The organism is Corallococcus sp. NCSPR001 (genome assembly GCF_017309135.1).
In the GTDB taxonomy this organism is placed as follows: domain Bacteria; phylum Myxococcota; class Myxococcia; order Myxococcales; family Myxococcaceae; genus Corallococcus.
Genome location: NZ_JAFIMS010000002.1, coordinates 5,830,821 through 5,842,267, shown reverse-complemented (window position 1 = coordinate 5,842,267; position 11,447 = coordinate 5,830,821). Strand labels below are relative to the sequence as shown.

General features: G+C 71.4%; 10 protein-coding genes. 7 read left to right on the top strand and 3 right to left on the bottom strand.

Translation table 11 applies throughout. The features are described from left to right. Positions 1-81: 81 nt before the first annotated feature. The 7 genes from JYJ93_RS25265 (at position 82) to tsaE (ending at position 8,501) form a co-directional block, all read left to right on the top strand. Positions 82-2,175 carry a DNRLRE domain-containing protein gene (locus tag JYJ93_RS25265; RefSeq protein WP_206795450.1) on the top strand — a complete coding sequence of 698 codons (2,094 nt, stop codon included), beginning with the start codon at positions 82-84 and terminating at the stop codon, positions 2,173-2,175. Between the two features lie 146 nt (positions 2,176-2,321). Continuing rightward, the gene (gene folP, locus JYJ93_RS25260) at positions 2,322-3,545 is read left to right on the top strand and encodes a dihydropteroate synthase (protein WP_206795441.1); all 1,224 of its coding nucleotides are present in this window, start codon (positions 2,322-2,324) and stop codon (positions 3,543-3,545) included. Between the two features lie 164 nt (positions 3,546-3,709). Continuing rightward, the gene (glmM, locus tag JYJ93_RS25255) at positions 3,710-5,104 is read left to right on the top strand and encodes a phosphoglucosamine mutase (RefSeq protein WP_206795439.1); all 1,395 of its coding nucleotides are present in this window, start codon (positions 3,710-3,712) and stop codon (positions 5,102-5,104) included. A gap of 101 nt (positions 5,105-5,205) precedes the next feature. After that, entirely contained in the window at positions 5,206-5,931 is a 726-nt protein-coding gene (locus tag JYJ93_RS25250) for a pyridoxine 5'-phosphate synthase (RefSeq protein WP_120562698.1), read from the top strand. Positions 5,932-5,936: 5 nt separating this feature from the next. Further along, on the top strand, positions 5,937-6,311 hold the full coding sequence (locus JYJ93_RS25245; RefSeq protein WP_206795437.1) for a holo-ACP synthase: 375 nt from the start codon (positions 5,937-5,939) through the stop codon (positions 6,309-6,311). Positions 6,312-6,325: 14 nt separating this feature from the next. Continuing rightward, a complete protein-coding gene (locus JYJ93_RS25240; RefSeq protein WP_206795435.1) occupies positions 6,326-7,858 on the top strand; it encodes an NAD(P)H-hydrate dehydratase in 1,533 nt (510 codons plus the stop codon). A 157-nt stretch (positions 7,859-8,015) separates the two neighbouring features. Beyond that, the gene (tsaE, locus tag JYJ93_RS25235; RefSeq protein WP_206795433.1) at positions 8,016-8,501 is read left to right on the top strand and encodes a tRNA (adenosine(37)-N6)-threonylcarbamoyltransferase complex ATPase subunit type 1 TsaE; all 486 of its coding nucleotides are present in this window, start codon (positions 8,016-8,018) and stop codon (positions 8,499-8,501) included. A 1-nt stretch (position 8,502) separates the two neighbouring features. Here tsaE and JYJ93_RS25230 read toward each other — a convergent pair whose 3' ends face one another. The 3 genes from JYJ93_RS25230 to JYJ93_RS25220 all read right to left on the bottom strand — a co-directional run bounded on the left by JYJ93_RS25230 (position 8,503) and on the right by JYJ93_RS25220 (position 11,447). Next, on the bottom strand, positions 8,503-9,372 hold the full coding sequence (locus JYJ93_RS25230) for a class II glutamine amidotransferase (RefSeq protein ID WP_206795414.1): 870 nt from the start codon (positions 9,370-9,372) through the stop codon (positions 8,503-8,505). An 87-nt stretch (positions 9,373-9,459) separates the two neighbouring features. Continuing rightward, a complete protein-coding gene (hutI, locus tag JYJ93_RS25225) occupies positions 9,460-10,725 on the bottom strand; it encodes an imidazolonepropionase (RefSeq protein WP_206795412.1) in 1,266 nt (421 codons plus the stop codon). Positions 10,726-10,727: 2 nt separating this feature from the next. Next, the gene (locus JYJ93_RS25220; protein WP_206795410.1) at positions 10,728-11,447 is read right to left on the bottom strand and encodes a hypothetical protein; all 720 of its coding nucleotides are present in this window, start codon (positions 11,445-11,447) and stop codon (positions 10,728-10,730) included.

Genomic DNA, 11,447 nt, shown 5'->3' with positions numbered 1-11,447 from the left:
AGGCGCCACCGCGCGCCCTCCGTCTTCCCTCCCTTGAGGCCGGGGCCCCTGTCCGCGAGCGGATGCGTGCTGGCACCTGGGATGCAGTTTCAAGGGACCGCGGGGCTCAAGAAGGCCCCGTCGGGGGACGACACGACGATGCGGAACGGATGGAAGCGGGGCGCGCAGGGGGCGGCGGCGCTGGCGATGCTGGCGGTGTTGCCACGGTGCGGCGGAGCGACAGGGGAAGAGGGCGGGGTCCAGGAGGGGGCGCTGAAGGCGGTGGAGCAGACGGCGCTGCCCGCCTCATGCCAGCCCCAGACGTATCTGGACTCACGGACGCTGGTGGCGGTGCAGGACGGCGCGGTGCGGAGTGACTACCCGGAGCTGCCCATGAGCAGCCTGTCCACGCTGTACGTGGACGCGGCGCCCACGCGCTACCAGTCGTATCTGCGCTTCAACCTGGAGGGGGAGGGCGGAGCGCTCATCCAGGCGCGGCTGCGGCTGTACGCGAAGCAGGGCACCGACACGGGGCTGTCCTTCCATCCGGTGACGGGCGGCGTGCGCGAGGACGACCTCGTCTGGAACACCCGGCCGGTGGAGGGCCCCGCCATCGCCACCGCGTCGTCTGTCGCCAGCGACACGTGGCTGATGGTGGACGTGAAGGACGCCGCGCGGTCGCGCTCGCTCCTGGAGGTGGGCGTCCTGCCCATGGGCGACGACGGAGCGGAGTTCTCCTCGCGCGAGGCGTCCAACGCTTCGCGGCGGCCGCGACTGGACACGATCTACCGCTACGACTGGTGCACCTACCGGGGCGCGGGCACGCCCGGACAGGCCTGGACGAAGACGCTGGGCGGCACGGCGCGGGAGCGCGCACGGGCGCTGGTGAACCTGCCGGATGGGACGGGCTTCGTGCTGGGCGGCGATTATGACGGCGGCCCGGCGAAGGCGGGCGGCGCGGCGCTGCCGGGGCCCTCGGGCTTCCTGGTGGCGCGCTTCGACACGGCGGCCCAGCACCAGTGGTCGCGCGCGTATGGCGTGGGAGAGAAGGTGGTGCTGCAGGCGATGACGGTGACGCCGCTGGGCAACGTGCTGGTGGTGGGCTCCTACGAGGGCAGCCCGGACCTGGGCACGGGCCCGCTGGAGTCCGTGGAGACCAACCTGGGGGCGCAGGGGGTGTTCGTGCTGAAGCTGTCCCCCACGGGCACCCCCGTCTGGGCGCACGGCTTCCGGGCGGAGAAGCGGCCGGGCCGGGAAGAGGGGCGGATCTACCCGTCCATCGCCGTGCCCACCGCCGTCGCCACCGACGCCAACGGGAGCGTCATCGTCGCGGGGCACTTCGAGGGTTACGTGGACCTGGGCGGCGGCGAGCTCTACGCGGGACGGATGAGCGAATCGACCGATGATCAGACCCAGTCCCTGTTCCTGGTGAAGTACGACTACAACGGCGGCCACCAGTGGTCGCAGGCCTTCGAGACCGTGGATGAGTGGAGCTCGGCGTCCGCGCTCGCCACGGACGCGGCGGGCAACATCGTGATGGGCGGCCGCGGCAACAACGCCGTGCTCGCGGGCCCGGGTGCCATGGCCGGGGCGGCCTTCGTGGCGCGCTTCACGCCCAACGGCGCGCCGGTGTGGCGCTACGGGTTCAAGGGCAACGTCGGCCGCATCAACGGCGTGGCGCCCCTGCCGGACGGCGGCGCGGCGTTCGCCGGGGACTTCAACGGAGAGTTCACCTTCCAGGGCCAGACGTACACGAGCGGCGATCCGCTCCACGAGTACTGGGCGGATGACGGCATGTTCGGCACGCTCACCGCATCCGGCGGCGAGGGCTGGGTGCGCGTGCTGGCGAACCCGGGCTCCGGTGACACGGGTGAACAGGTGGCGGTGGATGGCGCGGGCAACCTCGTGGTGAATGGCATCGTGGCGTCACCGACGCCGGACCTGGGCGGCGGCGAGCTGGGCACGGTCGGCCTGCCCAGAGCCTACCCGCCCCGGTTCCTGGCCAGCTTCAGCCCCACGGGCGCCCACCGCTGGTCGCGCATGCTGGGCCCTCAGGTGTCCAACGCGTTCATGGCGGTGTTGCCGGACGGCGGCGTCCGGCTGGCCTTCACGTTCGAGGGCTCCACGCCGGTGGGCGCCACGACGTTCTACTCCTCCGGGCTGACGGACATGGGGCTCATCCAGTTCAACCCGTGACGGGGTGAGCGGCGCACCCGGGGCCCGGTGCCTTCCTCGACAGGCGCCGGGCCCCGTGCGCGTTCCCGCCGTCCTCCCTTCCCTGGACCGCGCGAAGCGGCGACACTGATTGCTCGCCGTCCTCACGCTCCGAAGGGGTCCTGACCGTGCTGCGCGCACGCCTCATCTCCCGCGACCGTCCCGACGACCTGTCGCTGGTCCTCCGCCGCCTGAACCTGTCCCCCCGCAACCGCGAGCACCTGACGCGCGAGCTGGGCTACGCGCACGTGCTCGTCACCGGGGGCCGCCCCTCCTACGAGGAGGAGCTGGTGCCGCCGTACGGCTCCAAGGAGCGGGAGAAGCTGCCCACCTGGACGCCGGGCGGACACGTGGACCACCCCGGCGAGGTGCTCCTGTCCGGCAGCCGCCAGCAGTTCGACCGGCTGATTGCGCTCGCCCGCAAGTCACCGCGCACGGACGGCCTGGCGCGGGCGCTGGAGGAGGCGCTGTCCCCCGCGCCCCTGCCAGCGCTGACCCTGAGCGGGCGCCGGTTCGAGTGGGGCACGCGCACGTACCTCATGGGCGTGGTGAACGTGACGCCGGACAGCTTCTCCGACGGCGGCAGCCTCCCGGACGCGGCCAGCGCCGTGGAGCACGCGCTGAAGCTGGTGGACGCGGGCGCGGACCTCGTTGACGTGGGCGGTGAATCCACCCGCCCGGGCTCGCTCCCGGTGTCCGCGGACGAGGAGCTGTCGCGCATCCTCCAGGTGGTGGAGGGCATCAAGCGCCGCTCCACCGTGCCCATCTCCGTGGACACCACGAAGGCGGCGGTGGCGAAGGAGGCCCTCAAGGCGGGCGCCCACCTCATCAACGACATCACCGGCTTCCATTCGGACCCGGCGCTGGCGGGCGTGGTGGCCGCCGCGGGCGCGGCGTGTTGCCTCATGCACACCCAGGGCATGCCGAGGACGATGCAGGAGGCGCCTCGCTACCAGGACGTCGTGGGCGAGGTGATGGACTACCTGGAGGAGGGGATGTTCCAGGCCACCGAGGCCGGCATCCCGCGCGAGCGCATCCTCCTGGACCCGGGCATCGGGTTCGGCAAGACGCTGGAGCACAACCTCTTCCTCCTGCGGCGCCTGGAGGAGCTGCGGGGGCTGGGGCAGCCCCTGCTGGTGGGCACCAGCCGCAAGTCCTTCCTCGGGAAACTGACGGGCGGCAAGGGCCCCCAGGAGCGCCTGGCGGCCACCCTGGGCTCCGTGGCGGCCATGGCCGTCCTGGGGGGGGCGGACGTGGTGCGGGTGCACGACGTGGGGGAGACGCGGGACGCGCTGGCCGTGGCGGACGCCATCCGGAGGGCCCGGGGCGGCGGCGACCTGTACGGCGGCTGACGGGGACAAGCCCCGGCGTCTTGAACAAGGCAGGTCCGCACGCCTGGGCGCTTGCCTGGGTGGCACCGCATCCCTAGCTTCGGGCCCATGTGCTGGACGGGGTATAAGCCCCGGACGCGAGTGGCCGGAGCCCTTCCGGCAATGGGAAAGGTGGAGCGGCACACATGGCGTACAGGATGGACATGCCCCCGAAGGAAGCGCAGAAGACGGAGCGGCTGTTCGGCACGGACGGCGTTCGTGGCGTGGCCAACGTCTATCCGATGACGGCCGAGGTCGCGATGAGGCTCGGCCGCGCCCTGGCGTACCTCATCCGCAACGGTCCGCACCGCCACCGCGTCATCGTGGGCAAGGACACGCGCCTCTCCGGCTACATGCTGGAGCAGGCCCTGTCCGCCGGCCTCATCTCCATGGGCGTCGACGTGGAGCAGGTGGGCCCACTGCCCACGCCCGGCATCTCCAACCTCACCACGTCCATGCGCGCGGACGCGGGCGCGGTGATCTCCGCGTCCCACAACCCGTACCAGGACAACGGCATCAAGTTCTTCTGGCGCGACGGCTTCAAGCTGCCGGACGAGACGGAGGCCAAGATTGAAGAGCTGGTCTCCAGCGGCGAAATCGACAACATCCGCCCCACGGCGACCAAGATTGGCCGGGCCATCCGCCTGGACGACGCGCGCGGCCGCTACATCGTCTACCTGAAGGCCACCTTCCCCCGAGAGCTGACGCTGGAGGGGATGACCATCGTGGTGGACTGCGCCAACGGCGCGGCGTACCGCACGGCTCCGGCGGTGCTGGAGGAGCTGGGCGCGAAGGTCATCGCGCTGGGCGTGTCCCCGGACGGCAAGAACATCAACCACAAGTGCGGCGCGCTCCACCCGGAGGGCCTGGCCAAGGCGGTGGTGAAGCACGGCGCCCACCTGGGCGTCGCGCTGGACGGCGACGCGGACCGCCTCATCGTCGTGGACGAGAAGGGCAACGTCGTGGACGGCGATGCCATCATGGCCATCTGCACGGGTGAGCTCGTCGCGCGCAAGGAGCTGAAGAAGAAGACGCTCGTCTCCACGGTGATGAGCAACATCGGCCTGGAGCGCGCGGTGTCCCAGTGGGGCGTGAAGGTGGTCCGCACGCGCGTGGGCGACCGGCACGTCGTGGACGAGATGCGCCGCAATGGCTACAGCCTGGGCGGCGAGCAGAGCGGCCACCTCATCTTCCTGAACCACACGACCACGGGCGACGGCACGCTCGCGGCGTTGCAGCTGTTGGCCGTGATGTGCCGCCAGCAGAAGCCGCTGTCGGAGCTGGCCTCCATCTTCCAGCCGGTGCCGCAGACGCTGCTCAACGTCGTGGTGAAGCAGAAGAAGGAGCTGGGTGAGCTGCCCACGGTGATGAAGGCCATCAAGAACGTGGAGCAGAAGCTGGGCAGCAACGGCCGCGTGCTGGTGCGCTTCTCCGGCACGGAGCCCAAGGCCCGCGTCCTGATTGAAGGCGAGGACGCGGCGCGCAACGAGGCGTACGCCCGCGAAATCGTCGAGGCGCTCTCCAAGGCGCTGAACGGTTAGCGACAGCGGTTGACTTCCGGACGCCGGCCACGAATAGAGGGGCCGGCGCGGGCCCGGGTCCCTGGACAATCCCGCACCGCGCCAGGGCAAGGAGCGGGACGATGGGACAGCGACTGGGTGTCAACGTGGATCACGTGGCGACGCTGCGGCAGGCGCGGCGCACCGTGTATCCGGATCCGGTGACGGCCGCGGCGATGGCGGAGCTGGCCGGCGCCCGGCAGATCACCATCCACCTGCGCGAGGACCGGCGCCACATCCAGGACCGGGACCTGCGCATCCTCCGCGAGACGGTGCAGACGCTCCTGAACCTGGAGATGGCCGCCACCGCGGAGATGGTGAAGATCGCCTACGAGTACAAGCCGGACGTGGTGACGCTCGTCCCCGAGCGGCGCGAGGAGCTCACCACGGAGGGCGGCCTGGAGGTCGCGGGCCAGCGCGAGTCCATCGCGAAGATCATCAAGAACCTCAAGGACGGGGAGATCGCCGTCTCGCTGTTCATCGATCCGGACCTGGACCAGGTGCGCGCGTCCCACAAGGTGAACGCGGACCGGGTGGAGCTGCACACGGGCCGCTACTGCGAGGCGCGCAACGAGAAGGAGCGCGCGCGGGAGCTGGCGCGCATCGTGGACGCGGCCAAGGCGAGCGCCAAGCTGGGCATGGGCGTGGCCGCCGGGCACGGGCTCAACTACGACAACGTGCAGGCCATCGCTCGCATCCAGGAGATCGACGAGCTGAACATCGGGCACGCCATCGTGGCGCGCGCGGTGCTGGTGGGCTTCGAGCGCGCGGTGCGCGAGATGCTCGAACTGATGCGCGACCCGGGGTAGCCGGTATGCCCATCGTCGGCCTGGGGTTGGACCTCTGCTCCATCGAGCGCATCCAGCGCATCCTCGACGGTCCGCGCGCGGAGGCGTTCCTCGCGCGCGTGTACACGGACGGCGAGCGTGCGTACTGCGCGCCCCGGCACGACGCGGCCAGCGCGTACGCGGCGAGGTTCGCGGCGAAGGAGGCGCTGGTGAAGGCGATGGGCGTGCCTCCGGGCGTGAAGTGGCGGGACATGGAGGTGGTGCGCGAGGGCGGCCCGCCGCGCTTCGTGCTCTCCGGTGTGGCCCGTGAAGTGATGGAAGCGCGGGGGTGGGAGGCGATGCTCGCGCTCACCCATGATGCCGGCGTGGCCGCGGCCACGGTGGTGCTCCAGACGAGGTAGGGAGGTTGGAAGCCATGCAGCGCGTGCTCACCGCGAACCAGATGCGTGAGGCCGAGAAGGCCGCCGAAGAGCAGCATGGGATGCCGTCCGGGTTGTTGATGGAGAACGCGGGCCGGGCGCTCGCGGAGGCGGCCCGGAGCGTCGCGGGACAGGGCGGGCGCTTCACGGTGCTCTGCGGCCCCGGCAACAACGGCGGGGATGGCCTGGTCGCCGCGCGCTTCCTCCTGGAAGGCGGTGCCCGGGTGGTGGTGTCGCTGGTGGGGGACACCGGCAAGATGACCCCGGAGGCGAAGCGCAACCTCCAGGCGCTGGAGGGCTTCGGTGAGTCGCCCCGCGCCTTCGAGGCGCTGCCGGAGGCGGGCCCGGGCGACGTGGTGGTGGACGCCCTCTTCGGCACCGGCCTGAAGCGCGCGCCGGAGGGCGTCTTCGCGGACGCTGTCGGCACGGTCGCGCGGTGGCGGCGCGCGGGGGCGAAGGTGGTGGCAGCGGACGTGCCGTCCGGCCTGCAGAGCGACACGGCTGAGCCCTTCTCTCCGTGCGTGGAGGCGGACGTCACGGTGGCCTTCGGCTTCGTGAAGCCCGCGCATGAGCTGGAGCCCGGCGCTTCGCTGTGCGGCGACGTGCGGCGCGTGGACATCGGCCTGGGCGGTGAGTCCACTCGCGCGGTGTCCGGGGCGGAGCTGTTCCGCGTGGAGGAGAAGGATGCGCGCGAGGCACTGCCCAGGCGCCGCGCGGATTCGCACAAGGGCACCTACGGCCACGTGCTGGTGGTGGCGGGCAGCCCGGGCAAGACGGGCGCCGCCGCGATGGTGGCCCTGTCCGCGCTGCGCAGCGGGGCGGGGCTCGTCACGGTGGCCACGCGTCCGGAGGCGCTGCCGTGGGTGATGGCGCACTCGCCGGAGATCATGGGCATCCCGCTGCCGGGTGAAGGCCCGCTGGGCAAGGGCGACCTGGAGGCCCTCAAGGCCGCGCTGGAGGGCAAGGACGCGCTGGTGATGGGCCCGGGCATCCCCCGGGGCCCGGAGACGGGCGCGCTGATTGGCGACCTGCTGGCGTCCGTGGAGGTGCCCGCGGTGCTGGACGCGGACGCGCTCAACGCGGTGGCCGAGGACCTCAAGGTGCTGCGGGAGGCGAAGGGGCCCGTGGTGCTCACGCCGCACCCGGGAGAGATGGCGCGGCTGTGGGGCAGGACGACGAAGGACGTGCAGGCGCACCGCGTGGGCGTGGCGCTCAACCTGGCCACGTCGCTCAACTGCACGGTGGTGCTCAAGGGCTCGCGCACGCTCATCGCGGAGGCCGGTGGGCGCGTGTTCATCAACCCCACGGGCAATGCGGGCATGGCCACCGGCGGCACGGGCGACGTGCTGTCGGGCGTGTGCGGCGCGCTGCTCGCGCAGGGGATTCCGCTGCCCAAGGCCGCGTGGACGGCCGTCTACGCACACGGGCTCGCGGGCGACCTGATGGCCCAGCAGCGTGGGTTGATGGGCCTCATCGCCACGGACCTGCTGATTGGGCTGGGACACGTCTGGACGCGGTGGGAGCGATGAGCGGCGCGGGCGCGGCCCTTCGCGCCTCCGTGTCTTGCGGCGCTCGGCCCTGCCTCAGCGCGGAGCGCGCGATGCGCAAGCGGATGTCTCGCCTGCTCTCTTCGCGCCGGGTGGACGTGCTCGTGGGCCACGGCCTCGTCGCGGCGCGGAGGTCGCGATGAGCGGCGCGGAGCAGCCCACTCGCTCGCGGCGACTCGTGTCTCCGTCGCCGGAGGAGACGCACCGGCTGGGCGTGAAGCTGGGACAGCTGCTCCAGCCCGGGGACTTCGTGGGGCTGATTGGCGACCTGGGCGCGGGCAAGACGCACCTGGTGCGCGGCGTGGCGGCAGGGGCGGGCGTGGCGGAGTCCGAGGTGGCCAGCCCCACCTTCGCCATCGTGTACCCGTATGCGGGCCGCATCCCGCTGTACCACGCGGACCTGTACCGCCTGACGGACTACGACGAGCTGTACGCCACCGGGTTCCTGGACCTGGTGGGCGGCGACCACGCGATGTTGGTGGAGTGGCTGGACCGCATCCCCCAGGCGGCGCCGCGCGACTTCCTGCGCGTCACGCTCCGCCATGCGGGAGAGGACGCGCGGAGCCTCGACGTGGAGGCCTTTGGCGCGCGTCCGGCCGCGTTGCTCGAGGCGTGGCTGGGCTGAATCAGACCGTGGCGTGCTGCTCCGGCGGCCGAGGGTTCAGCACCCCGTCCGCCAGCGTCTGCACCTTCCAGCGGTGGAACGTGAGCCGCGAGTCCACGCCCACCACGTCCTCTTCATCCACCGGCACCCAGTGCGGCCCGCCGCACAGCGACTCGCTGGCGACCAGGAACTGTTGCAGCGGCACGCCCGTGTTCGGCCCGCGCAGCGCTTCCGGACACCCGCCGATGCCAGAGGAGATGAACAGGGTGCGGTTGCGGCGCGTGGCCACCATCGCCTCGCCGTCCGTGACGAGGAAGTTCATCGCGGAGCGCTCCTTCGGCTCGCGGCTCCCCGGCACGTCCGTCAGCGTGGCCACCAGCGTCATCGTCTCCGCGAGCGCCTGCGCCATCGCCTCCACGCTCACCGTGCCGTCGAGCGGCCCGCGCGCCGACAGCCGCGACAGGAACAGGTAGAAGCAGCGCTCGCTGTCCGTGGTGCCCTTGATGTTGCAGCGCAGCTCCGGGTGGATGAGCGCCTCCACGGAGGCCTTGTGCTTCGCGAACTCGCGCAGCGTGCCGTTGTGCACGAAGGACCAGCGGCCGAAGTGGAACGGGTGCGAGTTGCGCAGCTCCACCGCGCCCACGCTCGCAAGGCGGATGTGCGCCACCACCGTGCGCGCGGAGACCTGGCTCGACACGCGCTCGAAGTCGGGGTCGCTGTGCGCGGGGCCCACGCCATGTGCGACGAGCGGCGAGGACTCCATCCCGTACGTGGCGATACCCCAACCGTCCTTGTGCTCACGCGACTGGATGAGGAGGGAATTCCTCTCCGTCACAAGGGCGGTATGGACAGCAGCGGGAACAGCACTCCTGAATCCAAATAATCGGCACATGGTGGCAGCTGATCTCTACAACGGCCGGCCCACGAGGGAAGTTCCACCTGCCCCCTCGTCTGATGCCAGTTGTTCAGCGGCATCCAATCAGGGGCAGTGATTCATACGCGCGCGAAACACCACATGTCCGCCCTTCACCACCACGCGCGCGTGACTGATACCCAGATGATAAGGCAGATGCCGGTAACTGCGACAGGCGAAGAGCACCAGGTCGCCCGCATCGCCCACTGCCAGACGCCCCTGCCGTTGCAACCCCAAGCATTGCGCGGCCCCTCGGGTGGCGGCCCAGTAGGCCTCTGCGGCCGACAGGCCGTTCTCCAGGCAGGCGAGCCCCAGCACCAACGCCAGGTTCTCCGTCATGGAGGAGCCGGGGTTCACGTTGGAACCCAAAGCAACATTGACGCCCGCGTCGCGCAGCTTCCGGCCGGGCGCGTAGGGGCGCATGCGCAGGAAGAGGGTGGAGGTGGGCACGAGTACGGCGGTGACGTTCGCGGCGGCGAGCGCGCGAATGCCCTCGTCCGTGACCTGCTCCAGGTGGTCCGCGCTGGCGGCGCCCACCTCCGCGGCGAGCGCCGAGGCGCCACAGGCGGTGAGCTGATCCGCGTGCAGGCGCGGCGTGAGGCCCAGCGCCGCGCCCGCGTTGAGCAGCCGGCGGGACTCCTCCACGGTGAAGGCGCTGTCCTCGGTGAAGACGTCGCAGAAGCGCGCCAGGCCCTCGCGCGCGACGGCGGGCAATATCTCGTTGATGCAGAGGTCCAGGTACTCGGCGCGGCGCTCCTTGTACTCCGGGGGCACCGAGTGCGCGCACAAGAGCGTGGGCACCAGCTCCAGCGGTGACAGCGAGCCCAGCCTGCGCACCGCGCGCAGCATCTTGAGTTCGTCCGCCAGATTCAGTCCGTAGCCGCTCTTCACCTCGGCGGTCGTCACGCCCTGCGCGAGCAGCCGCTCCAGGCGGGGCAGGGCGAGCTCTGCCAGCTCCTCCTCGCTCGCGGCGCGCGTGGCGCTCACCGTGTTGGCGATGCCGCCGCCGGCCTTGGCGATCTCCAGGTACGTGGCGCCCTGGTTGCGCAGGTCGAACTCGGCGGAGCGCTCGCCCGCGAACACCAGGTGCGTGTGAGGATCCACGAAGCCCGGGCCCACGAAGCCGCCCTCGGCGTCGATGACCTCCGTCGCGTCCGTGAGCGCGCCCTTCGGCAGGCCGGACTCCGGGCCCACGTAGGCCACGCGGCCGTCCTTCACGCCGATGCCCGCTCCCGGGCGCGGGGTGAGGGCCTTCTCCGCGGGCTCGCGGTGGGTGCCCTCCACGGTGAGCACCTCGGAGGTGTTGCGCACCCACAGGTCCAGGGCTTCCATGTTCAGCGTCCTCCGCGTGCGCCCACGACGGGCGCGTTCCAACGGGTGTCACCCGAGCGCGCCCGGCCGAAGCCGCCGGACAGCTCCAGCTTCGTGCGCGTCTCGCCGAACTTGAGCTGCGCCGCCACCACCGCGCCGTAGAAGTGCGTCGTCACCTGCGAGCCGGGGTTCACCAGCGATTGCTGCACGCTGTAGAACGGCACCAGGCCCAGGGACATGCCGGGCTCCGGCTGCACGGTGAACGCGCAGGTGGCCTCCACGCCGAACAGGCTGCTGGTGCTGTCCGTGTCCCCCAGCCCGAAGTCGGACGCGCCCCGGAAGGAGAGGGCCGGCGCCAGGCCCACCCTCTCCGAGCCGATGTAATACGACATGCCCGAGTACACGCCGTAGGCGGGCACCGGCAGGCCGACGAACTCGCCCTGCAGGCCCACGTGCCACGACAGCCGGTCACTCACGGGCACCGTCACCGAGCCGTCGATGTCGATGCCCCACTGATCATTTTGGAAGGGCTTCGCGTCACCCTGGAAGGTGCCGTTCTCCCCGCGCTCCGACAGCTGCGGGGCGTTGAGGCGGGGGCCGGCGCGCAGGCCCAGCTGGAAGAAGTTCCGGTCGGGCACGCCCGGGCCCAGGCGCATCACCATGGGCCCGGCGGTGGTGGGCGTGCAGCCCGCGAGCACACCCAGCACTGCGGTCATCACGAAGGGTCGGACGCGTCGTGGCAT